The following is a 25026-nucleotide window of genomic DNA, read 5'->3' as shown; positions in this document are numbered from 1 at the left end:
GTCAGATGGTGTCGCGAAGTAGCCAGAATATGTAAATCACATAGAAGAGAATCAAGACGAACCCCTCTGTCCTGGATATTTTTTGTCCGTTTTTTACCAGTGGCAATAGCAGGACGGATATGGCCAGCATGACCAACAGGTCGATGTAGTTTACATTTTTAGCTTCGATGGGATGTACAAGCGAGCAGGAACCAGCTATAGCCAGTATATTGAATAAGCTTGAGCCGACGATATTCCCTATGGCGATGTCCGTTTTACGTTTGTAGGCGGCAACGATGGAGGTTGCCAGCTCCGGCATACTGGTTCCGGCTGCAACGATCGTAAGTCCGATAACTGCTTCGCTCATGCCGAGCTCTTTGGCGATTGAAACCGCGTTGTCCACCAATAAGCGGGAGGCACAGACTAAGACGGCCAGTCCGCCTATGATCGCCAGTGTGTCGACAGCCCAGTGTTTAGGCTGTTCTTCGAGTTCCAGGTTCGGCCCTTCTCCATGTTTGCGGGAATAGAACAGGCTGAATAATGTATAAACGATAATACCGGCCAGGAAGAAAAAGCCTTCTACGCGGCTTAATGTCCCGTTCCAGAAAAGGACGGTCAGTAATAGGGTTGCGGCCAGCATGACCGGGATATCGATACGAAGCAATTGTTTTTTTACCTGAAGCGGACAGATGGTTGCCGAGACTCCTAATATAACCCCGATGTTGAAGATGTTCGAGCCTACAATGTTCCCGATTGCGATATCCCCCTGTCCACTGAGCGTGGCATTCAGGCTTACAACCAGTTCCGGTGCGCTTGTGCCGAATGCGACAATTGTCAAACCGATCACCAACGGTGAAACTTTGGCTTTGAGAGCTAAAGCAGAGCTCCCTTGAACCAACCAGCCGGCTCCTATGTAAAGTGCAACCAGCGAAAGAATCAATAACGTCAGACTTGTTATCATGGCCCCTTCATCCTTTTAGTTTGTGAATCTATTAAAATGTCTTGCTTCCTGTTGCCCGGCAAAGAATATTTACCGTGACCAAGTAAACAGCAAGTTGTTTTATAGGCAGAAAAACGTACCTCGGAAATCCTCGGGATCACCCCGAAGCAAACAACAGGAAGCTAATAGACATTCAGTTAGGGTGGTTAGGAATTATTTAATATTTGTATTCTTCTTCACGAGGACTATTGGCTTCCTGCCGCATTTGAATGACCCGTAAAGCAATCATTGCTACACTTAGCAGGGCAAGACTACCCATTGTTATTTCTTTTAATAACATATTAGAGAAGTCGGTTGTTCCAATTAATACCAAAATAATGAATGCCAACATCATAGTTGCATCCACAAGATCTTTATTTATTTTCATGTCTGTACTTTTTTAGTTGTGAAACGACTCTTTATTTTTCATCGATAGCTGTTTCTTCCGTGGTGGAAGGAGTGCTAAGACCTCTCATGATACCATACAGGCCCACGCCGAGTGCTCCCATAACGATCACTAATTTCAGATAATCATTCGGGATGATGGAACTGCAAGCGAGTACACAACCGACAATAGTAATAACGACATAAATATAGATGCTGAATTTATTCTTTTTAGTAGACATAATTATTTAATTTAAAGGTGAATAATGTATTGTTCGCATTCGAAAAAATGCAATAAGGGAATGGTATGGAACCAATGTCCCATACGAAATCAGATTATTCACATACAATTAAATAATGATTTTCCGCAGGCCATACACATGGTATCCCATGCGGCAAAGGAGGGATGAGAAGTTAATGGTTTGACATATTGTCACCTCTTCGGATACTTTCCGGAGAAGATTGATTTCTTTCAGGCGAAAGAACTGGATTGCCTTTTCTTCAATTTTCAGTAACCGTATGTTTGATGTATTGCCGGCATTCTGGATTGTTCTGCGAGGTGTCAGGCAATTGCTGCCTTTGAGGTCGCTACTCAGGATTTCCAGGTTATGCTGCATATCGGAAGTCCCTTTCTCCATCATAATAGCCTCTTTCTGTGTATGCAGATCAAGCATAGTATGATCCTTCTGTACTTCTTCGGGTACAAAAAGCAACATACCGAACAGCAGAGTCAATATGAATAGGAAATTCTTCATGCTGCAAAGATATATGAATTATTACTTAAAAAACAAATATGTGCCCTTTTTGTTTTTATTTTTGCACGCAAATTATGCTGAAAACAGATATGGAAGATCAAAAATCTCTTGTTGGGGCTTGGGCGGAGGCGGCACGTCCCAGAACTTTGCCAGCCTCTGTCAGTCCGGTTTTGTTGGGATGTGCATTGGCCTATTATGACGGGGCGTTCGATATCGTACCGGCGGTATTGTGCTTCCTTGTGGCTCTTTTTGCCCAGATAGCCAGTAACTTTGCTAATGATTATTTCGATTTTAAGAAGGGGGCCGACCGGGAAGACCGGTTAGGACCGGAGCGTGCGGTCGCACAAGGCTGGATCACGCCGAAGGCTATGCTGACGGGCACGTTTGTTACGTTGGGGTTGGCCTGCCTCTTCGGTTTGTTGCTGATCTGTTTTGCGGACTGGCGGCTGATATGGGTGGGGATTGCGATCGCCATATGTGTGCTGGCCTATTCTGCCGGCCCTTTTCCTTTGGCCTATAACGGGCTGGGGGATGTCTGCGTATTATTGTTTTACGGGGTTATACCCGTTTGTTTCACCTATTATGTACAGACGCTGAGCTTCTCCTTATTGTCTTTTTTATTGTCTGTGGCATTGGGATTGTTGTCTGTGAATATCTTAGTTGTCAATAATTATCGGGATTACGAGCAGGATAAGGCTACCCGCAAACGGACTACGATCGTTTTGTTCGGCCGCCGCTTCGGGCGGGTGTTTTATATCCTGAATGAATGTATCGCGTTTATCCTGGTTCTCCCGCTTATTCTGGATGCCCCCTGGTGGATTCTGTTTTTATTCGGAATCCTGTTCGCCCTTTGCTTTTATACGACACGGGAACTGTTCGTGCTGGAAGGAAGAGCCTTGAACCGCACATTGGGACATACCGCACGCAATGTATTCCTTTTTGCGGCAACTCTTTCCCTTTTATTCGTATATATTGGATCTGGCCTGTAATAGGGCTGCCGTAAGTTCTCTTTGCGAGAGTAAGTATCGTCGGCTCACGGGACTATAAACGTAGGACATCGATTGTAAAGACTTATTTCAGTATCTGTGAATGAGTCGCTTTCCTGTATATTTTCCGTAGTGTGCCCTGTATAGATTTGGATAGGATTATCAGGGTTACGGCGATGATGATAAGTAGGATGCCTGTCGCCAGGTCGGGAGTGAACGGCTCACTGAAAACCAATACCCCGACACAAACGGCGGTGATAGGTTCCACGGCTCCCAATACGGCGGTGAGCGTCCCTCCGATATTATGTACAGCCAGAACGAGGGTGATGTTGGAGATAACCGTCGGAACAATCGCCAACAGAATCAGATTGACAAGAGACATTATGTCGGGAACCGGTTGTATGCCTTCGTTGGTTCCGGCTTTGATGGCAAACAGAATCGTGCTGACGATGAACACGTAAAAGGTCAGTTTGCGCCCGGTCATCCTTTGTACGCGCGATTTATTGACGGTTGCGATGTAGAGCGCATATCCTACCGCGGACAACAAAACGATGAAAACACCTACCGCGCTCAGCTTCATTTCTCCTTCATTGATCGAAAGGCGCGCCACTCCGCAAATAGCCAATACGATCGCCATCAAGGTGATCCAGGATGTCTTTTCCCGGAAGACGAGCAGCATGATCAGCGTCACGAATATCGGATAGGTGAAATGTAGCGTCGTAGCGATTCCGGCCGACATGAAGTTATATCCCCAGAACAGGAACATGGCCGAGGCGGTATAGAAAAAGCCTAATAGCACCAATACCGGGATTTCCCTCTTTTCCACATGGAAAGATTCTTTCTTTGCGGCCATAATACCCGTCAAAGCCAGTGCTGCAAATAGGAAACGATAGAACAGGATGGAATCGAATTGCATCCCTTTCGCCATCAAAGGCAACGTGAACAACGGGATTAACCCGAATGTCGCGGATGTCAATATACCAAAGGCAAACCCTTTTAAATTATTCATAGCACTACTCCTTCTTCTTTATAAAACGGTTGCAAAGATAGTTGAAACGGGCAACCGCACCAAAATTTACGCATGGTACTTAGTTACGGGACGTAACGCATAGCTTTAGGGAGGCTAAAACTATGCTTTGGCTACGACAAAGCAGTGATTGTCCAATATTTGGACAATCTGTTTGCTCGTTTTTGTTAAATCTGCTCCTACATCCTATTTGTATCCGGTTGCTGTTTATTTTTACCTGAAAAGAAAGGAATTATGAAAAAAGTACTTGTTTTGCTTTTTATTATAAGTTGTTTCTCCTGCGGGAGAAAACAACCTTTGCCGGTGTTGGATATCGAAAAGCTACAAAATATCGATTGCATCGTACTGGATGATTCTCCCGGCTATCAGATCCGGAACTATGGAGCTTTATTCCTGGATAGTACGAGTGGTTTCCATCCGAAGGATCTTTCTAAGATGACGGTTATGGGAGAATCTTTATACGTATTGGCAGACGGTGAATTGCGTTGTTACGAATTTCCATCCGGGAAGTTAAGACATCGCTTTCTTTCATCGGACAGTTTTAGCTCTTTCGCACTCGACACGCTAACCAGCACGTTATACGGGCTGGACGGGAGGACGGCGGAACTGGTTTCTTTCTCGTCCGATGGAAAGGAAAATGGACGTATGCTGCTCGACCGGACGTATACATATACGGGGGTCGATTGTACGGGAGGCGGACAACTTGTCTTGTTAACAGATGAATTTCCCGATCCGGCTGTATTCAGAATAAAAACTTTCGGCGGGGAGCCTGTCCGTTTGCCTATCAGGGGAAAAGGACGGAAACCGACGACTCTGCCCGATAGCATGGCTTGCCCGTTGCAGGTGGCCGGTAATGGGGTGGAAGGCAGATTCTATAAGTATTTGTTGAACGATACGCTGTACCTGTTGAAAGGGGATAGCTGCCTTCCGGTTTTCACCTGTAACATGGGAAAGGACGGGGCACGGTTGGGAAATAAGACGCATGTATTGAAAAATAACAGGCGTTTATGCATAACCGGTTTTTGGGAAACTAAAGACTATTGGTGGATACAGTACCGTTCCGACTATCTCGTGAAAGAAAAGTTGTACAGGTGTACCACGATGGCTATCCTCTATAAAGATCTAAAGATAAAGGATTCAGGCTATGAGTTTTTTATTCAGGGGCAGACGATCGCAATGGATACCCGGTTCCCTGTTTATCTGAACGAGGAGGGAACCTGTTTTTTACAGATATATGATCCGGCCGACCATCTCAAAGAGGGGAAAAAGGAACTTCCGTATAATTTGGAGAATGCCCCGGATCGGGATAACTTGATTTTAAATTACTTCTATTGGATACCTATAAAAAATAAAAAGAGATGAAAACATTGAATTTGACAGGGCTTTTATTGGGGTTGCTGTTTTGTTCCTGCCAGCGGGAAACAGACTCAGGCTTATTGTCTTTGACGTTGAATGATGCAGGGCTGATCGATCCGGATAAGGAGTTGTCTCTTGATGCTTTGGGAATGAAGGGTGATGCGATACCGCTCGAAACGACGGACGATTGTCTGATCAAGAATATATCAGTGCTGGAGGAAAGCTCCGATTTCTATTGGTTGATATCTGATAATCTGATTTATAAGTTTGACAAGTCCGGCCGTTTCCTTCAGCATATAGGTGCGGTTGGACAGGGACCGGAGGAATATGTGTCTGCCAAAGCCATCCAACCGGTTGAAAAGGAGCATTCTTTATATGTGATGGATTACTTCGGCCGTAAAATGACTGTCTATGATTTTGACGGTCGCTTCCTGCATTCTTTCAAGTTGCCGGAAGAAACCTGGATGGATAATTTCAGGTATAAGAATGGGAAAATATATTATCTGACAACCGGTAATTCGGTTATGCCGGACTTATATTGCTATGATGTACAGGCCGCCCGGATGGACACATTATGTAAACGTGACCGGGAAATGGGAACGGAGGGGTTTATGGGGCAGACTTTTACCTATGACCTCGATGATTGCTTATATATGTTCCATTACTTTAACGATACCGTTTACCGGGTTGGCGAAAACCGGATCGAACCGGCATGGCTTTTCCAGACCGGCAAAATGAAATGGTCGTATGATGAGTTAACGTTGACGGCTGATTTTACGACGAAAGTAAGGCCGGACGGTCCGCGTGTACAAATATTCGATCTGTTTGAAACGAAAGGGTATGCCTTTGCATTCTATACGGTTTCGAAATATGACGGGGAGCAGATGAAACCGTTTATGGCGCTATATGACAAGAAACAGGATTTGTTTTATCCGCATACGAACCTCGTTTCGCCTAATGCTTGCCTGTCGGTTGATAAGGGCAGGAGGCTGATGAAGACATCTGTCCCCGGTTCTCTATATGCGATTAGGGAAGCTGCCGACCTGACTGGTAAGGAAGGTTTTGAAATGATAAAGGAGGATGATAATCCGGTATTGCTGCGCTATGCATGCGAATAACGAAATTATATCCTCCTTTATCGGACCTGGAAAAGTGTTCCGGTCGTTATTTTACAAAAGCAATCCGGCGGCGACTTCTTCCGCAACCGCATCGTTTTTGATGGCTGCTACAAGGGCGAGGCCGAAGTTCATGACTAATCCCGGGCCTTTGCCGGTTATCACGTTGTCGGAAACTTCGACGGCTTCACCGGTGACATTCGCGCCGATCAGTTTCGGTTCAAAGCCCGGATAGCAGGTCGCATTACGGCCTTTCAATAATCCCAGGCCACCCAATACCATCGGGGCGGCACAGATGGCTGCTACGATACGGCCTTCGCGGTATTGCTGGAGCAATGCTTCTTTGAGAGCCTCCGAATTGTTGAGGTTCGATGCGCCCGGCATACCTCCGGGGAGAATGAGGGCATCGGCATCGTTTAATATGGCATTGTCCAATGTAGTGTCGGCTGTGACCGGAACATTGTGTGCACCAATGACAACCGGGTCGGTTGTGATGGAAACAGTTGTCACTTCGATACCTCCGCGACGCAGAATATCGACGGTACCTAAGGCTTCCATTTCTTCGAAACCGTTCGCTAAGAATACAATTGCTTTCTTCATCTTATTTCTATTTTAGTTTATACAGATAGGTGATCGTGCCACTCTGGTTGTTTGCCCCGCTGATGCTGTTGAATTTGGCGCGTTTGGCCGCATCCAGAGCACTCTTGCGCATGGAACCGTTGTCGATATTGGTACCTTTGCCTATTTCTGCAAATATAACATTTCCTTTCGGATCTACCGTAATGTTGATCACGATTCGTCCCTCTTCCTGGATCGTGTAGGCAGGACGGGGAAGACCTCCTGCACCGATCGAACGGCCGTTCAGGTTGAACGAACCGTAGCCGCCCACGCCTTCATTGGCTCCGTGGTCGGAGTTACCGAACGGGCTACCCTGGTTGCCGGTTCCGGATGTTGCATCCCCCTGGCTGTTCCCTTCCTGGTTGCCCATGCCGAAAGCACCTGCGACCTTGTTGCTGATGGCCTGCTCTTTCTTACGGCGTTCTTCGGCGAGACGTTTCTTCTCGGCCTCTTCCTTGCGGATGCGTTCTTTTTCTGCTTCCTCTTTCCGTTTCTTTTCCTCCTCTTTCTTGCGTTGCTCTTCTTTTTCTTTTTTCTTCTTCGCTTCTTCGATCGCAACGCTTTCCTCTATGTCTTGCGTTACCAGCTCTTCCTTGGGTGTCTCAACCTTCGGTTCGGGTACGGGAGGAGGGGGAGTAGTCGTTTCCTGAGGAGGTTCCTGTCCGGTATATTTAGGCTCAAATGTTCCTGCTGCCGCATTGACATTCCCGAAGTTCACCAGAATACCGCCGTCCTCATCGGGAACGACAGTCTTCAGGACCGTAAACCCCAGAATCAGCAGAATGAACAGGTGGAAAGCCACCGAACCCGCTATACCGTATATGTCATCTTTATTTAACTTCATAATTTTTTAAGTTGAAAGTTGAAAGTTGAAAGTTGAGAGTTGAAAGTTGAAAGTGAAAAAGATAGCGACGCGAAGCCACTTTCAACTTTCAACTTTCCACTTTTAACTATTTGGCCTTGTGGCAAGCACCATCTTGAACTTATTCTGGTTTGCGATGTTCAGAATGCGCACGATTTCCTTATAGGGGACCGTTTCGTCAGCATACAAAGCTACAAACATCTCGGGCTCTTTTGCATAACTGTCTTGCAGGAACGGGGTGATCTCTTCGAAAGACACCTGTTTTTCCCGCTGGTTACCGAAAGCGACGAAGTAATTCAGATTCGCATCGATTGTGACACGCGTCAGCGGCTTGGCAGCAGTCTGCTTTTGCGCCTGCGGGAGTGTCACCTTGATGGCGTTCGGAATGACCACCGTTGAGGTAACCATAAAGAAAATCAACAGCAGGAATATGACGTCCGTCATAGATGCCATGCTGAAGCTTTCGTTTACTTTTGTTCTTCGTTTTAAAGCCATAATTAATTAGCAGGTTCGTTCAATAAGTCCATAAATTCCATGGTGCGTGCTTCCATCTTGTTCACAACGTTGTCTACCTGCGAAACCAGGTAGTTGTAAGCGAACAGCGTGATGATACCGACTACCAGACCACCTACCGTCGTTACCAACGCTTCATAGATACCTCCGGACAGCAGGGACACGTCTACATTCGTTCCTGCATTTGCCATATCGAAGAAAGCACGGACCATACCGGTCACCGTACCGAGAAACCCTAACATTGGAGCACCGGCAGCTGTAGTGGCGATCAGCGGAAATCCTTTTTCCAGTTTGGCAATCTCCAGGTTGCCCACATTCTCGATTGCTACCAGTACGTCGTTCATCGGACGTCCCAGGCGGGTGATACCTTTCTCGATCATACGGGCGGAAGGAGTGTTGGTGCTCCGGCACAGGTTCAGGGCCGAATCGACTTTCCCTTCGTGGATGTAGTCTTTGATACGGTTCATAAACGTCTCGTCTTCTTTACCGGCCCGGCGGATGACCATCAGGCGTTGGATAAATATATAACATGCCATCAACGACAGTAATAATAAGACAACCATAATCCACCCTCCCTTGAAAGCCAGGTCGATTACATTGATTTCAGCTTCGGTGGGTGCTGTAACGGCCGTGAGGTCCGGCATCTGTTCTGCTGTTTGTGCCCCTACGGCTTGTAGGGAAAGTAAAATACTCATATTTAATGAATTATAAATTATAAATTATAAATTATTGAAGGCATTCTTTGTATGATCTGATTGTTTCTTCCAAACCAAGATAGAGAGCATCGCAGATCAGGGCGTGCCCGATGGATACTTCATCCAGTCCCGGTATGTTTTGATGGAAATAAGCCAGATTCTCTAAGCTCAGGTCATGACCGGCATTTACGCCCAGTCCCAGGTTTTTGGCAAGCCCGGCGGCGGCTATGAAAGGGGCGATTGCTTCTTCACGATTTACCGGATAAAGAGTCGCATAAGGTTCCGTGTATAATTCGATACGATCGGTTCCCGTCTTAGCTGCCGACTCGATGTTTTCAAGATCCGTCCCGACAAATATAGAGGTACGGATGCCGTGTGAAGTAAAGGTATCGACTAATTCGCTCAACAGCTCGAAATGGGCTTTTACATCCCAACCGGCATTGGATGTGATGGCATCGGGAGCATCCGGGACAAGTGTCACCTGCGTCGGTTTTACTTTCAGTACCAGGTCTATAAACTTCTCGCAAGGATAACCTTCTATGTTAAACTCTGTTTTAATTTCCGGTTTCAGGGCATATACGTCACTGTACCGGATATGACGTTCGTCCGGCCTGGGATGAACGGTAATCCCTTGTGCACCGAAAGCTTCACAATCTAATGCTACTTTTAATACGTTTGGTACATTGCCACCGCGTGCGTTACGAATGGTTGCAACCTTGTTAATGTTTACACTTAAATTTGTCATCGTATATCGTTATATCTTTTTTCTTTCATTACATTTGCACAAAAGTATCGGCAAATTTAGCAGTATTTAGGGAATATACAGAAGAATGTTGGTGAAAGATTTCATAACGAAGGAACTTCCGGTGTTAAAAAGTTTTGACACTGGAGAATACGCATTGGCTTTGATGGACGATTTTAAGTTAAAGCATCTGCCATTGTTGAGCGAAAATATATATCGGTGTCTGGTTTCGGAAAAAGACCTGTTGGCGATGCCTGATCCGGCTGCTACTATCGGAGATCCGGTACTGCTTTCGCCAAGTATTCAGGAAGATACCCATATTTATGAAGCGTTGGCATTGATGACCCGTTATCAGTTGAGCCTTTTGCCGGTCGTAAATCTGGAGGGGGAATACCGCGGGGTCATTACGCGTGATAAACTGATCGATATACTTTCCGAGCTTTGCAACGCCGATGCGGCCGGAAGTGTTTTCGTGTTGGAAGTGATGCCCCAGGATTATTCACTGACGGATGTGGCCCGCTTGATCGAGGCTAATAATGCGCATGTCCTGAGCCTACTCTCTAATACGGATAAGATAACCGGGCGGCTGCGCCTGATTATCAAGATTGACCTGGAGGATGCTTCTCCTGTGATCCGTAGTTTTGAACGCTTTAATTATACGGTTCTCTATTATTTTATGGAAAAAGGGATGGTGGACGATCTGTTGCAACAGCGGATGGAAGAGTTGGTTCGTTATATGAACATATAGGAAATTGAAAATTGAAAATTAAAGACTGGAGATGAAAAAGGTTGGGGTTTTCGGAAGTGAATATCAGGCGGACAAGCAACTTGTGATTAAGCGTTTATTTGAAAAGCTGGCTTCTTTGGAGGCAGAGATTTTTGTCGACCGTGACTTTTACCTCTTTCTTACGGATGCATTGAATTACGAACCGCCGGTATCAGGCATCCTGACAAGCGACGAGTTCGATTTGGATGTGGCGTTAAGCCTGGGAGGTGACGGGACATTCCTGCGCACGGCTGCACGGGTGAATAAACAGGACATTCCTATTTTAGGGATCAATACCGGCCGTCTCGGATTTTTGGCAGATGTGGCAAGCAATGATATCGAAGATACGTTGGATGAATTATTCAAAAACTACTATAAGATAGAGGAGCGAACGTTGCTTCGCCTTCATACGGAAGACCGGGTGTTTCACGGTTATAATTATGCCTTGAATGAAATCGCTATTTTAAAACGGGACACCTCTTCCATGATTACGATTCATACAGCTCTTAACGGGGAATATCTGACTTCTTATCAGGCCGACGGCTTGGTTATATCCACTCCGACAGGTTCGACAGCCTATTCGATGAGCGTGAATGGGCCGATTATAATTCCGCAAAGTAAGAATCTGGTCTTAAGTCCGGTGGCTCCGCATTCGCTGAATGTCCGTCCGTTGGTAATTCCGGATTCTTTTACGATCACTTTAGGGGTGGAAAGCCGGAATAAATATTTTCTGATCGCTCTCGACGGCCGTTCCGAAATATTTCCTACCGGTATACAACTGCGGGTGAGCAAAGCTGATTATACAACCAAAGTGATCAAACGGTACAATCATACTTTTTATCAGACTCTCCGTGAAAAACTCATGTGGGGAGCCGATACGAGAATGAAATAAGGATGAAAAACTATGTTTTGTAGCATGTTTTCGTTAAATCTGGTTAACGAGATGAGATTTCCAAACAAAAATGTATGCTACATAACATAAAGTGCATATATTTGCACTGTGTTTTTCATGGTATTAGATTTAAGGTTAACAATGAAGATTGGCTGTCCGTGATGGATAGCCTTTTTTTTGCCTATAATTGGGCTCTTCTAATTATATAGAGAAAATATCGGCTCCTTGATATTCATTGAATATCGGCTCAATTATCGGATGCTCTAAGAGGGTGCGCCCTTTTTCCAAGAAGCATGCATCCTCTTTTCGGAAAGCATGTGTCCTTTCCGATCAAAGTTTTTCCTAAAACATTCGGTGTTGTACATATCCGTATAAACAAATTGTCAAAATGTCGAATTTACCATCCTTAGATTCGTCCGTATGCGTCCATTTGCCAAAATGTTTGCAAACAGGACAAGGAGATCGGGTTTACGATTGTCATTTTGTTCGCAGGGTCACCAGAAAGTATTTTTCTGTCTCCGGAAAACCGGAATGGTGCAGAAGAATGAATAGGAATGTCGGTCCAAAGGGCGGATTTCTGTCAAAACGTCAATCACGAAATGTCTTCCTTATAGGGCGTATGAGATGTAAAAATAGTTTTTTAGGGCCTTTCGAGAGCCTTTACACACCCCTTTTTTGCTTTGTTACAGTCCGTCCGGCAAAATCATCTAAATGATATTGCGGATTCATCCGCATGGTTTGCCTGAAACATCCAAATGTTTTTCCTAAAGCATTCAGATCATTTGAAAAATCATTTAGATGATTTGAAGGAAAAGGTATAAAAACAAGCGCTCTTTTGGCTAAAAAGCATAAAAACAAGAATATGCATGTCAGTAAAAACGTCCAAAACAAAACGAATTGACAGTGAATGGCACGTGTTTGCAACAAATCAGATAGTCATGATTTTCCTTCAATATGTAAATACAATTTTTCGTTCTGTTTTGTTTGGGCTTTTGTCTTTAAAATAACAGTTATATCTATAACAATCCTATATTATTGCTAAAGTCGCATAACCTGTTGTTTTTTAAGAAATAAGTGGTCGTTTTTTTGAAACAAATATTAGAAAACCCCTGTTTAATCGCAATAAACGAAAAGAAAGGTTATGAACAGGATTCTATTTTATATTTGGGTATTGGTTTCATTGTTGTCGGTTAGCTCCTGCATAAAAGAGGATTTGGAGGAATGTCCCGCCCAATTTACGGTAAAAGTATTCATCGAGGATAAACAATATATAAATATCAGTGAGATTCCGCAGTTGAGCCGGAAAGATGAGACTCTTCCGTTTCGGGATTTTGTGGGTACGATTCATTATTCCTTACATAATCTTTTAACCGGTGAAGTTGCTGATTCATCCTCTTTTACTCCTGTTATTGATGACGCACAGTTTTACACGATTGCATTCAACGATATACCCGATGGTCGCTATGAACTGACTATCTGGGGAAACGTAACGCAAGATACGGACCCTCGTATCCTGCATGCGAATGGTTCCGAACAGACCGATCTGTATATGGCGACATCCACTCTTGATTTTACATCAGGTTTTCAGACTACGGATGTAATGATGAAACGGGCAAAAGCGGATTTACTGCTCGTTTGCAATAATTTCCCTTCTGACTTTACGCATGTGGAAGAAAAGGTTAGCTCGGTTTACCAGTCCGTTGATCCCCATTTTGTGTATGCGGGGAATACCGGGGTTGTAAAGACAGCCTCTTTGCTGCCGGTAAACCAGTTCTTTCTGGCTCCGACTGTGACCGGAACAAATTCAAAAGTAAACCTCCGGTTCTTTAACCCGAACAATACCGACAAAAATTCTGCAATAGAATTTCCGGAATTTAATGTGACATTATCACGAAATAAAATATCTGTCATCTCCGTGGATTATAGTCCCGAAACGACTTCCTGGGAAATATGGACATTTATCAATGGTGAGTGGACATTGATTCATCACCTGGATATCTGATTTTCTTTTTTTTAGTTTTCTCTTTTATTAATTTAAAGCTTGTTTTGTTATGAAGTATTTTATGATGGGAGCAGTGTTCACCATGTTGATGGCGGCGTGTTCCAGTGAAGACGAAGTAACCCCGGATGTGGAGGGCTACGATGGAAATGTTGTGTTTGAGATTTCGGCAGTCAATAAACTGAGTGACGGAAAGGATACGAAAGGGGCTGTGTACAGTCAGGAAGCTACTCAGAATGTGACGGATGTGAAAGTCTATGCATTTGTGTCGACTGATGCAACAAACTACTATTGGGCTAAGACCTTTACTATTTCAGATTGGACAGTCGGGACTTCTTTCAAACGCTATGCAGTAGCAGACGCAGATAAGTTACCGGCAGGTGATTATAAATTTCTGGCAGTAGGACGTGATGCATCTGATATGTTTACTCTACCGGCCATGTCGGGCTCTGTGAAATTTGAAAATGTGATTGCTTCGGTTACGGCTTCGGGCAATGAATCGGAGATATTCTCAGGTTTCGCAGCCGCACAGATATCGGATAAAGGAGGTGCCCGTGTGAGCATCGAGATGATTCGTAAGGTGGCAGGTGTTTTAGGATATTTTAAAAATGTACCCCAGACATTGGATGGACAGGCCGTGAAGTATCTGCGCCTGACTGTAAATAATGTCAACCAACAAGTTAACCTGACCTCCGGTTCCGGTATCAATACGGCTGTCACTCCTTTCCGGATTATCGACCTTGATCTTACTACCCAGCCGGTAGTTGGCGGCGTGTATTCAGGTAACGATTTGTCTGGTGCGGGTGTCGTGAAAGTCCCTAATTCGCAGTTGGGAGGTTTGTTCCTGATCCCGGTAAGCGGTGTCACCCTGACGTTAGGGCTTTATACGGCTGACGGTACTGTTATCAAAGAGTGGGTTGTGAAAGACAGTTCAGGTAACCTGACGACATTCGACATCCAGGCTAACCATTTCTATTCATTGGGTATGAAAGCGAAAGCCAATACGACTACAGGCGAGCCGGGTGATCCGGGAGACGATGATGCTCCGGTTGACTTGCTGACGGATCAGAATATAGTGATTACAATCAGCCCGGCATGGGAGTTGATTCATAATCTGGTTATTCAATAAGGATATAAATTGACAACGCACAGATAGTATGGAAAAGATGAGTCGTCTGTTTTGTTTTTTAATTGGGATCAGTTGGGCTGTAGGGTTGGCCGGATGCTCGAAAGAAGAGGTGTTATCGATGCGGCCGGACGAATCTGTATCTGTGCGTTTCGATATTATTAATGACATTTCGGGACAAACGAAAGCTCCCGGCGATGCCACTATCTCCGTGAACAGGATACTTATCCTGCCGTTTCGTAAAGCGGATGAGAGTTTGAGCAACGATCCGGCTAACTTTGTCCCGGATTACGAGCATGCGAAGCAGGTGGATGTGAGTTCTTATCCCTCCATCTCCACCAAACTGAATCTGCTTCCGGAGTCGAGCTACCAGATAATGGCAATTGGGTATAACCAGGTGGACTATAACTTTGCCAACCAGTCGTGGGGAAGCCGCCGGTTCGATATAGGAGCGACAGGGAGCGCAACACAGGCGAATATGTATCTGAAGCCTGTTAACCCGACGGTGATACCCGAGTTTTTTTCCTGTATCGGGGTAGGCTATAAGGATGCGGCTGTGGTGGGAAATACGTTCAAGACCAGCCAGATCAATAGCGTGCATGGGGAGTTGAAGCGTATTGTATGCGGATTTACGCTGACTGTATCGAATATACCGGCTTATGTAACGACTGTGACATTGGCAGCGGAGCAGTTGGTTACGGCGACGCGGGCATTGGACGGGACACCTTTGCTATGGCAGACGGCGGGCGATACGGGTGTCAAATCACTTGTGACACTGTCTCCACAGAGCGGGAAGGTTACATTTAACTTGTATATGTTGCCGACGATGGATGCACGTAAGACATTGTTTTATTTGGATTTGAAATATGGAACCGTGACAGACCGCTATACGGTTAAGATTGCGGATAATCCAGGTGTCGTGTCCGGTAACCGGATTACGTTTACGCCCAACCATTGGGTAAAGGTTGCCGGCGATTATGTAAACATCAACTTCGGGTTCCAATGGAGCGAGAATATCAACCTCGATGACAATGCATGGGACGGGTTGCAATAGCTTTGTTATGCGGGTTAGAATGACCTTATGATATGGGTTACAATAACATTATAATATATATAGACAGGATGAGAGCAAATAGAAAGATAAACATATTACCGGTGGTAATCGGTATGCTGCTTGCGGTCACCGCCTTTAGTTGCAGTAATGAACTGGAAGAGGCGGCGGAGGTCCTGCCCGCTCCCGAAGAAGAGGAAAGCACCGGAAGTACAGGCGATGTGCCGGAAGGCTACTTCGTCGCCGACTTCACTACCGGGTGGGGAGAGACGAAAACCGCTATCACCGGGGCCGACCTGCGCATACGCAACCTGCGTTATGTTATCTATAACTCGGCCGGCACGTTCGTGAAAGAGAAGGTCGTCCTTTCGACTTCCGGATATACGGTCTGGCCGCTTGCCGCCGTAAAAGACACGTTGCCGAAAGGAAGTTATACAGCCGTGTTCTTGGGAAATGTCGAGAAAAACTTATTCCCTGTGGCCACATCGGGCGGCACGGTCTATGCAGATGTGTTGACAAACTTCCAGGGGCAAATGACCGATGCACGCATCGTATTGCCGAACGCCCCCTTTACAGATACTTCCGAGTACTATTGGTCGAAAGTGGCTTTCTCGGACACCAACCCGAACCCCTACGTCCTGCTCCAGCGGGTGGTCGGGATGCTGAACCTGCACCGTAACTTCGTGGATGCCCAGACTGCCCTGAACAAGCTGACGAACAATATCGTCACACAGATCGGCTATAAGAACATCATCCAGAACCAGGTGAACAATCTCCTGCCCGACCTCCTGAAGCCCGCCTTGAACCAGCCGGGAATCGGGACGTTGCTCCTTACCTTAGTCGGCGGCCTGGATAACGCGGTGAACGCATTTGCCAGCGTCTTGCTTATCCCCGTCACCAATGTCCTTTACGACATCCTGCTCCAGCAGTTGGTCAACCAGATCGGGCTTGTCCTGACCGGCAATGCCAACCAACAAGGAGCCTTGTCCGGGTTAGGAGCCTTGTTGAACCCGTGGAACAATGCGACAGCCGGTAACGCTATTGTCACCATACGCAACTTCCCGAAGACGATGGATCTGAACCTCACGGTCAAGGACTACTATACGGGCGACCACTTGTTCCAATACGGTTTCACCTCCGCCAGTTCGTACGATGAAAAAGACATCCTGATAAGAGGGTTGAACGGCGTGTTCGACGTCCGCAAGATACAGGTGTCCAGTAATACGCTTGTCGGCGGCCTGCTGGTGGACAATGTGGTCGACGGCTCCCTGCTGCTGAACGGGACGTTTGTTAATATCACGGACCCCATACAGGCATCGGTCCCTTCGAACAAACGGTATAAATCGAACTATTCGTTCCTTGACCTCGGCCTGAAATCCTATACGACGCAGACAGACGGAGCCCACTCCCTTTCGCTCTCCGTCCGGATTGGAGACATTGCCAATATAGATGACATTCTGACCGGCATTCCTATCTTAGGCCCCCTGTTGAACACCACTTTAAAGGTCGTTCTTGCCCCGGTGAAGAATATAACCGTCACGGTTCCGGTCAACCTGCCGTTGTTAGGCATCGACAACCTGTCGCTGTCGGGCGGGTGGAGCACGCCGGCGGCCTATTGAACGCGAAGGCCGTAACCTTTGCATACGGATGGCACGGATTTGCAGGATAGCCGCAGAACTGTGCTGTCTTTGTGTTATGTAAGGGAAAAACCGTATCTTTGTCCAAAGATATATGACAAGATCCAATAATAAGATATGAAGAGAGTTTTCTGCCCCAAGTGCGACAACCAGATCGGTTTTGACGAGACTAAATACCCGGAAGGGAAAGTGCTGGCGTTTGTCTGTCCTCAATGCGGTTCACAGTTTAAGATCAAGTTAGGACGCAAAGTCGTTCGTAACGAGAGCGGCCAGGAGAAAGAAGTGAAAGAACCCGACTTCTCCTGCGGCTATATCACGGTAATCGAGAACACGTTCGGCTTCAAGCAAGAACTGCCCCTTGTCATGGGCGACAACGTGATCGGCCGCCGCAACAAAGACACCGACGGAGTCGACGTCCCCATCATCACGAGCGACCCCAGCATGGGCCGTAAACACTGTATTATTAATGTAAAGGAAGACAAGGAAGGAAAGCTCGTTTACACATTGCGCGATTTCCCAAGCCTTACCGGGACATTCCTGTGCAACGTCCTTGTCGGGAAGAAAGAACAGATACGGATCGAAGAAGGCGCCATTGTAACGATCGGTGCGACGACCTTCATCCTTCACGAACCGGGAGGGGAAAAAGAGTAGACCATGCGATAAAATCTTAGATACTGCCCGGAGCGAACCGACCTCCATACATCAGGGCGATAAGGGAGATAGGGGGAATTTGGCGTAGGTTTCGGGAGAGATGGACGTACAGAAGCCTTTTCAGCTCCGGTGCAGTACACTAAGATAAAGAATCATTATTCATGCTTTTTGTTTTAGACTTCGAGTATAGAACAAGCTATATCCAGTTTGGCTCACGCCCTTTTACGTAAAGAACCATAAAGATATTGAATAAGGGTTTCGCTCATTCCGTCCGGATATGCCTTAATTACCTATTAATTAGCCGATAGCCTCCCTCTCTTATTAAAATGTAAGTGTTAATTCGGTTATTTCGAACAATCCTACCGTCGTTTCGCTGATTTATATGTACTTTTGCAATCGAAAGAGGCAATAAGGTTAATTAATGGAACAGAACAGGGTACAGGCCACAACGGGGATCACCTTCCGCGTACTGGTCGCTTTGAGTATATGTCACTGCTTGAATGACACGCTACAGTCCGTTATCTCGGCTGTCTATCCACTATTTAAGGATGATTTGGGGTTGAGTTTTGCCCAAATCGGTTTGATAACACTTGTCTACCAGTCGGCAGCATCCGTGTGCCAACCATTGACAGGGTTGTTCTTCGATCGGTGGCCGTCGGCATGGTCGCTGCCGGTAGGGATGAGCTTTACGCTCGTGGGGTTACTGAGCCTGGCCTTTGCCAACACGCTGCCGTTTGTGCTATGCTCGGTCGCGTTGGTGGGGATCGGCTCGTCGGTGTTCCATCCGGAGGCTTCCCGGTTGACGTCGCTGGCATCGGGCGGGAAACGGGGATTGGCACAGTCGCTCTTCCAGGTCGGGGGAAACTTAGGCGGCTCATTGGGACCGCTGCTTGCCGCCGTGTTTGTCGCTCCCTACGGGCGACGGCATATCGCTTTGTTTTCGATCCTTGCCTTTATCGCGATTATGGTGATGATCCCCGTCGGACATTGGTACAAAGGCCTGCTGCTCCGTCTGAAGAGAGCGGAAGGGGTGACGGCGAAGGTGCACATACAAACACCCCTGCCGATGGGAAAGACCGTCTTCTCGATAACGATCCTGCTGATTCTGATCTTCTCCAAGTACATCTATATGGCGAGCCTGAACAGCTACTATACCTTCTACCTCATCCATAAGTTCGGCGTCAGCGTGCAAGCCTCCCAACTTTACCTGTTCGTGTTCCTGATCGCAACGGCAATCGGGACGCTGTTGGGCGGACCGATCGGCGACCGGGTAGGGCGTAAGTACGTGATCTGGGCTTCTATCTTGGGAGCGGCGCCTTTCACCCTTATCATGCCCCATGTGGAGAACCTCTACCTGACGGCGGTGCTGAGCTTCTGCGTCGGCCTGACGCTCTCGTCCGCATTCCCGGCGATCTTAGTGTACGCACAGGAATTGCTACCCTATAAATTGGGGCTGATCTCCGGCCTCTTCTTCGGCTTTGCCTTCGGGGTGGCGGGGATCGCATCGGCCGTGCTGGGAAACATGGCTGACCGTTACGGGATAGAGGCGGTCTATAACGTCTGCGGCTATATGCCCCTCATCGGATTGGTCACCTGGTTCCTGCCTGACCTTAAAAAGAAAGGATAGGAGCAAGGGAACAATAAAGGCGGTCGCCTTGTTATACATCATAAATTTCGCACAAACTAAACAAAGACGCATTTATGATGTATAACTTTACGCACTTCAGCATTGCCCTGTTGTGGCTTTTACCTGCCTTTGCCTCCGGACAGACAGAGACGATGGACTTGTCGCTCGAGCAATCCCTTACGCTGTTGCAAAGCGAGAACAAGAGCCTCCGTATAGCCGGAAAAGAAGTGGAGCTGGCGAAGAACGAACAGCAAAAGCTCAACGCTTTCTGGTACCCCACGATCAGTGCCGCGGGAGCCTATGTGCATATGTCGAACCCGGTCGAGGTACGCCAGTCCCTGAACCAGTTTACCGATCCGGCGAAAGAGTATGTCCATTCCATCCTCCCCAACGACCAGTTCATCTCCTCCCTTCTCGATAAGATCGGACAGAACACATTAACGCTGCCCCTCATCTCGCAAAACGTAACGACGATCGATGCCAACCTGACCTGGCCCCTCTTTACCGGCGGCAAACGCATCTATGCCGGCAAGATCGGCAAGACGCTCGTTTCGGTCGCCGAAGTCAACCGTGAGCAGGTCAGCGCGAACCAACAGGCGTTGCTGATCGAAAGCTATTTCGGCCTGCGCCTCGGCCAACGTGTCGTCGAGGTGAAGACCGAGACTTACAACTCCCTCAAGACCCATTACGACCAGGCATTGAAACTCGAACAACAAGGCATGATCAACCGGGCAGAACGCCTTGTTGCCCAGGTCAGCATGGAGGAGGCGAAACGCGAACTCGAATCCGCCCGCAAGGACCTCGAGGTCGCCAGCCAGGCCCTCAAGAGCCTCATCAACGTAGGGGAGGAACAGGAGATCCGCACAACAACCTCCCTTTTTATCAACGAGAGCATCCCTTCGGCCGGCTACTTCAAGGAGATGATCCCGTTTAACAACTACTTGGTGAACCAGCTTAAACTACAGGAGAGCATCGCCCACAACCAGTTGAAGATAGGCCGTACAGGCTACCTCCCCAACATCGCCCTTATCGGCAAGCAGACGCTCTATGCCGACGGCCTCGACAAATACCTCATGCCGCGCACGATGATCGGCGTTGGCTTTACCTGGAACATCTTCGACGGCCTCGACCGTGAGAAGAAAATCCGGCAAGCGCGCCTGACCAGCCAGTCGCTCGCCATCGGCAAAGAGAAGGCCGTTACCGACTTGCAGGTAGGGGTGGACAAGTTCTACTCGCAGATGCAGAACGCGATGGACAACGTGAAGGCGCTTAACACGACATTAGAGATGAGCAATGAACTGGTCCGCATCCGTGAGAAGTCTTTCAAGGAAGGGATGGCCACCTCGTCAGACGTGGTGGATGCCGAAGTGGTGCTCTCGAAGGTGAAGACCGCCTTCCTGCTCGCCTACTACCAGTACGACGTGGCGCTTGCCAACCTCCTGTCCATTTGTGGCATTCCCGAAGCCTTTCACCAATACCGGATGGACGGTAAAACAGAGATCTTATAAACATTAAACCGTATAGTCATGGACAAATCGAAAAAATACCTGGCGATCTCATTCATCGTAGTGTTGGCCGCCGTAACCATCATATCGTTTGCAGGCATGCTCCTGCTAAAGAATAAACCTGTGATCTTGCAGGGACAGATTGAAGCGACCGAGATACGCATCTCCGGCAAGCTGCCCGGCCGTATCGACACTTTTCTCGTAAAGGAAGGGCAATATGTCAAGGCGGGCGACACCCTTGTCGTCATCAACAGTCCCGAGGCTCTCGCCAAGTATCAGCAGGTGAACGCCCTGGAGAACATCGCCCGTTTCCAGAACCAGAAGGTGGACGAGGGAACGCGCAAGCAGATCATTGCCACTGTCCAGCAGCTCTGGAACAAGTCGAAGTCGGACCTCGAATTGGCAAAGACCACCTACAACCGCATCGAGGCCCTGTATAAGGACAGCGTCGTCTCGTCGCAACGCCGCGATGAGGTGAAAGCCTTGTATGAGGCCGCCGTTGCCGGTGAGCGGGCAGCCTGGAACCAATATCAGATGGCGCTCGACGGCGCCCAGATACAGGACAAGGAGAGTGCCCGCTCCTTGGTGAACGCCGCCAAAGGCACGGTCGAAGAGGTCGCCGCCCTCCTTCAGGACGCCCGGCTGACCGCTCCGGAGTCGGGGCAGATCTCGACTATCTTTCCGAAACGCGGTGAACTTGTCGGAGCTGGGATGCCCATCATGAACTTAGTGGTGCTCGACGACGTGCATGTGGTACTGAACGTACGTGAAGACCGCCTGCCGCTCTTCCCGATGGGAGGGACGTTCGTTGCCGATGTTCCGGCGGTCGATAAGAAGGATATCGAGTTCAAGATAAACTATGTCAGCCCCTTAGGTAGCTTTGCCACCTGGAAATCGACCAAGCAGACGGGCAGCTACGATCTCCGCACGTTCGAGATACATGCCCTGCCTGTCAAACGGGTGGAAGGCCTTCGTCCCGGAATGTCGGTATTAGTCAATCTAAAAGATGTAGATAAGTAATTAACAATGAGCGAAACAAATAAACATAACGCCTTTCGAACCGTCGTCCGGCGGGAGCTCGACCGGATGGTGTCGCGGCGGCTGTACTTCGGGGTGTGCATCGTGCTGCCGCTATTCTGCATCTTCTTCATGTCCACGATCTTCGGGGACGGGCAGATGGAGAACATACCCGTCGGCATTGTCGACCAGGACCAGACGTCGCTCTCACGCGAAGTCAGCCGGACAGTGGCGGCGGTCCCGACCTTCAAAGTCACCCGCCACTACGCTGACCAGGAGGCCGCCCGCCGCGCCACCCAGGCGAAGGAGATATACGGCTACCTCGTTATCCCGGCCAATTTCGAGGCGGACGCCATCGCCGGACGGCAGGCTACGCTTGCCTACTACTACCACTATGCCCTCCTGAGCGTAGGCGGTGAGGTGAACGGCGCGTTCGCCACCGTCCTCGGCCAGCTCTCGATGGACCCGGTCGTGATGCAAGCCACCGCCCTTGGGATCGGGGAGGAGCAGATCACCAGCTTCCTCTTGCCCGTCACCGCCAGCAACCACCCCTTGTTCAACCCCGACCTGGATTACTCGGTCTTTCTCAGCAACCCCTTCTTCTTCGTGTTCTTCCAGATCATTGTCCTGCTGACGACGCTCTATGCCGTCGGCAGCGAGATCAAGTTCGGTACAGGTAGGGAGTGGCTCTCGGCGGCAGGCGGAAATATCGTGACGGCGGTGGCGGGGAAACTATTGCCCTATACCATCATCTTCAGCCTGATGAGCGTATTGGAGAACTACGTGATGTTCGGCCTCTTGCACATCCCCTTCGCGTGCGGCTTCTGGCCGCTCAACCTGACGGCGATCCTGTTTGTGATGTCGACACAAGCGCTGGCCCTGTTTATCTTTTCCCTCTTTCCCGTGCTCGGTATCGTTATTAGCATCGTGTCGATGATCGGGTCGCTGGGGGCTACGTTGGCAGGGGTAACCTTCCCGGTGGAATCGATGTATGCGCCGGTCTACTACAGCTCTTTTTTGTTTCCCGTCCGCCACTTTACCGAGATCTGCCAGAACCTGCTCTATGGCGATTACGGCTTTGCTTACACATGGGTGAATTACAGTGCGCTGCTCGCCTTCCTCCTTCCCGCGTTGCTGCTGTTGCCCCGTTTGAAGAAAGCGATTGAGAACGAAGCGAAATGGAGCCATCTCCTTTCCTGAAAAAGAAATATGAATATGAATGTAATAACAGTTATACGCGAAGAGTTCAAGACGATCACCCACAGCTATGCGATCCTGCTCGTGCTGATGGGCGGCATCTTTGTTTACGGCTTGCTCTATAATTATATGTACGCGCCCAATGTGGTCCGCAAAGTCCCGGTCGTCGTCGTCGACCACTCCCGCAGCGAGTTGAGCCGCCGGTACACCCGTTTGCTCGACGCCACCCCGCAGGTCGGTGTCACGGCTACGGCTGCCGACTACACCGAAGCCCGCGAGATGATGAAGACGGGCCGGGCTGCCGGCATCCTATATCTGCCGGACGACTTTGAGGACCGCGTGTCGCGTGGCGAACAGTCTGTCTTTGTTATGTACGAGACGACGATCACCTTCCTTTACTACCTCTCCATCGAGGAAGCCTCGGCCGGTTCCATGTTGGCGTTGAACGAGGGCTACCGGCCGGAGATGCTCGTCTTCCTGCCTCAACAAGCTGCCCCGAAGTTAGCTTCCGCGCAGCCCATCACTGTTGTCGGAACGATCCTCTACAACCCGACCGAGGGCTATGGCACATACCTGATCCCTGCCGTCCTTATCGTGATCATCTTCCAGATCCTCATGATGCTGATCGGTACGATAAGTGGCGGCGAACGGCACAGCGGCACGATTGTCCGGTATGCCGGCAACCCGGTGAAACTCTCATTCGGGCAGATGGCGAATGTGGTGATCGGCAAGACGTTTACCTACAGTATGCTGTATGTGGTCTTCACCCTCTTCCTCTTGGGGCTGCTCCCCTTGGCCTTCGGTCTTCCGGATCTCGGTTCACACCTGCATATCATTATGCTGATGATCCCTTTCCTGATGGCGACCAGCTTTTTCGGGCTTACGGCATCCCTGTTCTTCACGGACTCCGAAATGCCGCCTCTGATGATCCCCTTCTTCTCTGTCGGCCTACTGTTCCTCTCCGGCATTTCCTATCCGATGGAGCTAATGCCTTGGTACTGGCAACTGGCGCATTACCTCATCCCGGCAGCTCCGGCAACAATGGCTTATGTCAAACTGACCTCGATGGGAGCCTCGATGGGCGAGATAGGGCACGAGTATATTACGCTGTGGGTACAGTGCGCGGTTTATTTTGTGGCGGCGTGCTGGGTGTACCGATATAACATTCGGAAGGCGATAAAGGGGAAAACAAGGGTGACAATGGTGGCGAAGAACGCCTCGGCGAGTTGTAGCTAACATAAAGGCAATACTTTCGAAGGACCATCGACAACATTATCGATGGTCCTTCGACAAAAAAGCCATTTTATTTTCTTTACTAAACGGAATATTACGGAATCCGACCGAATGACAGGGCGACCGCATCAAATTCATTTTTAAGCAATACGATCTTATGGACTACATAATATAAGGAATAATCTATCCCCGCTACAAGAAAACTTATCTATATAGGCATAAAAAATATCGGAATGCCTATCAATTCTATAATCAGTGCCAGTGATTATAAAATCAGTGCCAGCAATTATATAATCACAACCACTGATTATAAA

General features: G+C 48.2%; 25 protein-coding genes. 15 read left to right on the top strand and 10 right to left on the bottom strand.

What is annotated here, in order from left to right:
* Position 1: 1 nt before the first annotated feature.
* From ACPYIV_RS09235 to ACPYIV_RS09220, 4 genes are all read right to left on the bottom strand, one after another.
* A complete protein-coding gene (locus ACPYIV_RS09235; protein ID WP_425886393.1) occupies positions 2-940 on the bottom strand; it encodes a calcium/sodium antiporter in 939 nt (312 codons plus the stop codon).
* A gap of 196 nt (positions 941-1136) precedes the next feature.
* The gene (locus ACPYIV_RS09230; RefSeq protein WP_293732237.1) at positions 1137-1346 is read right to left on the bottom strand and encodes a hypothetical protein; all 210 of its coding nucleotides are present in this window, start codon (positions 1344-1346) and stop codon (positions 1137-1139) included.
* A gap of 31 nt (positions 1347-1377) precedes the next feature.
* On the bottom strand, positions 1378-1584 hold the full coding sequence (locus ACPYIV_RS09225) for a hypothetical protein (RefSeq protein ID WP_293732236.1): 207 nt from the start codon (positions 1582-1584) through the stop codon (positions 1378-1380).
* A 108-nt stretch (positions 1585-1692) separates the two neighbouring features.
* Positions 1693-2097 carry a hypothetical protein gene (locus tag ACPYIV_RS09220; protein WP_293732235.1) on the bottom strand — a complete coding sequence of 135 codons (405 nt, stop codon included), beginning with the start codon at positions 2095-2097 and terminating at the stop codon, positions 1693-1695.
* Between the two features lie 89 nt (positions 2098-2186).
* Here ACPYIV_RS09220 and ACPYIV_RS09215 point away from each other — a divergent pair, with 89 nt between their 5' ends.
* Complete coding sequence (locus ACPYIV_RS09215; protein ID WP_425886392.1) at positions 2187-3086, top strand: 1,4-dihydroxy-2-naphthoate polyprenyltransferase; 900 nt, start codon at positions 2187-2189, stop codon at positions 3084-3086.
* A gap of 82 nt (positions 3087-3168) precedes the next feature.
* Here ACPYIV_RS09215 and ACPYIV_RS09210 read toward each other — a convergent pair whose 3' ends face one another.
* Positions 3169-4092: a DMT family transporter gene (locus tag ACPYIV_RS09210; protein WP_301705415.1), complete on the bottom strand. Its 924-nt coding sequence runs from the start codon at positions 4090-4092 to the stop codon at positions 3169-3171.
* Between the two features lie 252 nt (positions 4093-4344).
* Between ACPYIV_RS09210 and ACPYIV_RS09205 the strand changes: the two genes are divergently transcribed.
* Positions 4345-5472 carry a hypothetical protein gene (locus ACPYIV_RS09205; protein WP_425886391.1) on the top strand — a complete coding sequence of 376 codons (1128 nt, stop codon included), beginning with the start codon at positions 4345-4347 and terminating at the stop codon, positions 5470-5472.
* Entirely contained in the window at positions 5469-6584 is a 1116-nt protein-coding gene (locus ACPYIV_RS09200; RefSeq protein ID WP_425886390.1) for a 6-bladed beta-propeller, read from the top strand. Before ACPYIV_RS09205 ends, ACPYIV_RS09200 begins: the two co-directional genes overlap by 4 nt.
* 51 nt (positions 6585-6635) lie before the next feature.
* Here the strand turns inward: ACPYIV_RS09200 and ACPYIV_RS09195 are convergent, their stop codons facing one another.
* The 5 genes from ACPYIV_RS09195 to ACPYIV_RS09175 form a co-directional block, all read right to left on the bottom strand.
* A complete protein-coding gene (locus ACPYIV_RS09195; protein ID WP_293732230.1) occupies positions 6636-7181 on the bottom strand; it encodes a DJ-1 family glyoxalase III in 546 nt (181 codons plus the stop codon).
* Positions 7182-7188: 7 nt separating this feature from the next.
* Positions 7189-8043 carry an energy transducer TonB family protein gene (locus ACPYIV_RS09190; protein WP_293732229.1) on the bottom strand — a complete coding sequence of 285 codons (855 nt, stop codon included), beginning with the start codon at positions 8041-8043 and terminating at the stop codon, positions 7189-7191.
* 102 nt (positions 8044-8145) lie between these two features.
* Positions 8146-8556 (bottom strand): ExbD/TolR family protein, encoded by a 411-nt coding sequence (locus ACPYIV_RS09185; protein WP_293732228.1) that lies wholly within the window; start codon positions 8554-8556, stop codon positions 8146-8148.
* Positions 8557-8558: 2 nt separating this feature from the next.
* Positions 8559-9269, bottom strand: a complete 711-nt coding sequence (locus ACPYIV_RS09180; RefSeq protein ID WP_293740348.1) for a MotA/TolQ/ExbB proton channel family protein — start codon at positions 9267-9269, stop codon at positions 8559-8561.
* A 31-nt stretch (positions 9270-9300) separates the two neighbouring features.
* Complete coding sequence (locus ACPYIV_RS09175; protein WP_293732226.1) at positions 9301-10014, bottom strand: pyridoxine 5'-phosphate synthase; 714 nt, start codon at positions 10012-10014, stop codon at positions 9301-9303.
* 85 nt (positions 10015-10099) lie between these two features.
* Here ACPYIV_RS09175 and ACPYIV_RS09170 point away from each other — a divergent pair, with 85 nt between their 5' ends.
* The 12 genes from ACPYIV_RS09170 (at position 10100) to ACPYIV_RS09115 (ending at position 24715) form a co-directional block, all read left to right on the top strand.
* Entirely contained in the window at positions 10100-10759 is a 660-nt protein-coding gene (locus ACPYIV_RS09170) for a CBS domain-containing protein (protein WP_425886389.1), read from the top strand.
* 31 nt (positions 10760-10790) lie between these two features.
* On the top strand, positions 10791-11669 hold the full coding sequence (locus tag ACPYIV_RS09165) for an NAD kinase (protein WP_293732224.1): 879 nt from the start codon (positions 10791-10793) through the stop codon (positions 11667-11669).
* A gap of 1141 nt (positions 11670-12810) precedes the next feature.
* Entirely contained in the window at positions 12811-13671 is an 861-nt protein-coding gene (locus ACPYIV_RS09160) for a hypothetical protein (RefSeq protein ID WP_293740345.1), read from the top strand.
* Positions 13672-13720: 49 nt separating this feature from the next.
* A complete protein-coding gene (locus ACPYIV_RS09155) occupies positions 13721-14797 on the top strand; it encodes a FimB/Mfa2 family fimbrial subunit (protein WP_425886388.1) in 1077 nt (358 codons plus the stop codon).
* Positions 14798-14825: 28 nt separating this feature from the next.
* Positions 14826-15848 (top strand): hypothetical protein, encoded by a 1023-nt coding sequence (locus ACPYIV_RS09150; protein ID WP_301704860.1) that lies wholly within the window; start codon positions 14826-14828, stop codon positions 15846-15848.
* A 68-nt stretch (positions 15849-15916) separates the two neighbouring features.
* The gene (locus ACPYIV_RS09145; protein ID WP_293732220.1) at positions 15917-17464 is read left to right on the top strand and encodes a hypothetical protein; all 1548 of its coding nucleotides are present in this window, start codon (positions 15917-15919) and stop codon (positions 17462-17464) included.
* A 135-nt stretch (positions 17465-17599) separates the two neighbouring features.
* The gene (locus ACPYIV_RS09140; protein ID WP_293732219.1) at positions 17600-18133 is read left to right on the top strand and encodes an FHA domain-containing protein; all 534 of its coding nucleotides are present in this window, start codon (positions 17600-17602) and stop codon (positions 18131-18133) included.
* A 421-nt stretch (positions 18134-18554) separates the two neighbouring features.
* On the top strand, positions 18555-19760 hold the full coding sequence (locus ACPYIV_RS09135; RefSeq protein ID WP_301704862.1) for an MFS transporter: 1206 nt from the start codon (positions 18555-18557) through the stop codon (positions 19758-19760).
* A 74-nt stretch (positions 19761-19834) separates the two neighbouring features.
* The gene (locus ACPYIV_RS09130) at positions 19835-21268 is read left to right on the top strand and encodes a TolC family protein (protein ID WP_293732217.1); all 1434 of its coding nucleotides are present in this window, start codon (positions 19835-19837) and stop codon (positions 21266-21268) included.
* 18 nt (positions 21269-21286) lie between these two features.
* Positions 21287-22285, top strand: coding sequence for an HlyD family secretion protein (locus ACPYIV_RS09125; RefSeq protein ID WP_293732216.1), 999 nt, complete (start codon positions 21287-21289; stop codon positions 22283-22285).
* Positions 22286-22291: 6 nt separating this feature from the next.
* Positions 22292-23482, top strand: a complete 1191-nt coding sequence (locus ACPYIV_RS09120; protein ID WP_425886387.1) for an ABC transporter permease — start codon at positions 22292-22294, stop codon at positions 23480-23482.
* A gap of 9 nt (positions 23483-23491) precedes the next feature.
* Positions 23492-24715 carry an ABC transporter permease gene (locus ACPYIV_RS09115; protein ID WP_425886386.1) on the top strand — a complete coding sequence of 408 codons (1224 nt, stop codon included), beginning with the start codon at positions 23492-23494 and terminating at the stop codon, positions 24713-24715.
* Positions 24716-25026: the final 311 nt, after the last annotated feature.

Source organism: Parabacteroides vesiculifaciens (assembly GCF_049860805.1).
In the GTDB taxonomy this organism is placed as follows: Bacteria; Bacteroidota; Bacteroidia; order Bacteroidales; family Tannerellaceae; genus Parabacteroides.
The sequence above is the reverse complement of the archived record's forward strand: the minus strand, read 5'-3'. Positions and strand labels throughout refer to the sequence as shown.

Bases quoted from the DNA above. Each gene is read 5' to 3' on its own strand.
- ACPYIV_RS09235 (WP_425886393.1), bottom strand. From the start codon at position 940: ATGATAACAAGTCTGACGTTATTGATTCTTTCGCTGGTTGCACTTTAC.
- ACPYIV_RS09125 (WP_293732216.1), top strand. From the start codon at position 21,287: ATGGACAAATCGAAAAAATACCTGGCGATCTCATTCATCGTAGTGTTG.
- ACPYIV_RS09155 (WP_425886388.1), top strand. From the start codon at position 13,721: ATGAAGTATTTTATGATGGGAGCAGTGTTCACCATGTTGATGGCGGCG.
- ACPYIV_RS09190 (WP_293732229.1), bottom strand. From the start codon at position 8,043: ATGAAGTTAAATAAAGATGACATATACGGTATAGCGGGTTCGGTGGCT.
- ACPYIV_RS09225 (WP_293732236.1), bottom strand. From the start codon at position 1,584: ATGTCTACTAAAAAGAATAAATTCAGCATCTATATTTATGTCGTTATT.
- ACPYIV_RS09130 (WP_293732217.1), top strand. From the start codon at position 19,835: ATGATGTATAACTTTACGCACTTCAGCATTGCCCTGTTGTGGCTTTTA.
- ACPYIV_RS09170 (WP_425886389.1), top strand. From the start codon at position 10,100: ATGTTGGTGAAAGATTTCATAACGAAGGAACTTCCGGTGTTAAAAAGT.
- ACPYIV_RS09140 (WP_293732219.1), top strand. From the start codon at position 17,600: ATGAAGAGAGTTTTCTGCCCCAAGTGCGACAACCAGATCGGTTTTGAC.
- ACPYIV_RS09210 (WP_301705415.1), bottom strand. From the start codon at position 4,092: ATGAATAATTTAAAAGGGTTTGCCTTTGGTATATTGACATCCGCGACA.
- ACPYIV_RS09200 (WP_425886390.1), top strand. From the start codon at position 5,469: ATGAAAACATTGAATTTGACAGGGCTTTTATTGGGGTTGCTGTTTTGT.
- ACPYIV_RS09115 (WP_425886386.1), top strand. From the start codon at position 23,492: ATGAATATGAATGTAATAACAGTTATACGCGAAGAGTTCAAGACGATC.
- ACPYIV_RS09220 (WP_293732235.1), bottom strand. From the start codon at position 2,097: ATGAAGAATTTCCTATTCATATTGACTCTGCTGTTCGGTATGTTGCTT.
- ACPYIV_RS09145 (WP_293732220.1), top strand. From the start codon at position 15,917: ATGAGAGCAAATAGAAAGATAAACATATTACCGGTGGTAATCGGTATG.
- ACPYIV_RS09215 (WP_425886392.1), top strand. From the start codon at position 2,187: ATGGAAGATCAAAAATCTCTTGTTGGGGCTTGGGCGGAGGCGGCACGT.
- ACPYIV_RS09165 (WP_293732224.1), top strand. From the start codon at position 10,791: ATGAAAAAGGTTGGGGTTTTCGGAAGTGAATATCAGGCGGACAAGCAA.
- ACPYIV_RS09180 (WP_293740348.1), bottom strand. From the start codon at position 9,269: ATGAGTATTTTACTTTCCCTACAAGCCGTAGGGGCACAAACAGCAGAA.
- ACPYIV_RS09175 (WP_293732226.1), bottom strand. From the start codon at position 10,014: ATGACAAATTTAAGTGTAAACATTAACAAGGTTGCAACCATTCGTAAC.
- ACPYIV_RS09135 (WP_301704862.1), top strand. From the start codon at position 18,555: ATGGAACAGAACAGGGTACAGGCCACAACGGGGATCACCTTCCGCGTA.
- ACPYIV_RS09205 (WP_425886391.1), top strand. From the start codon at position 4,345: ATGAAAAAAGTACTTGTTTTGCTTTTTATTATAAGTTGTTTCTCCTGC.
- ACPYIV_RS09160 (WP_293740345.1), top strand. From the start codon at position 12,811: ATGAACAGGATTCTATTTTATATTTGGGTATTGGTTTCATTGTTGTCG.
- ACPYIV_RS09230 (WP_293732237.1), bottom strand. From the start codon at position 1,346: ATGAAAATAAATAAAGATCTTGTGGATGCAACTATGATGTTGGCATTC.
- ACPYIV_RS09120 (WP_425886387.1), top strand. From the start codon at position 22,292: ATGAGCGAAACAAATAAACATAACGCCTTTCGAACCGTCGTCCGGCGG.
- ACPYIV_RS09195 (WP_293732230.1), bottom strand. From the start codon at position 7,181: ATGAAGAAAGCAATTGTATTCTTAGCGAACGGTTTCGAAGAAATGGAA.
- ACPYIV_RS09185 (WP_293732228.1), bottom strand. From the start codon at position 8,556: ATGGCTTTAAAACGAAGAACAAAAGTAAACGAAAGCTTCAGCATGGCA.
- ACPYIV_RS09150 (WP_301704860.1), top strand. From the start codon at position 14,826: ATGGAAAAGATGAGTCGTCTGTTTTGTTTTTTAATTGGGATCAGTTGG.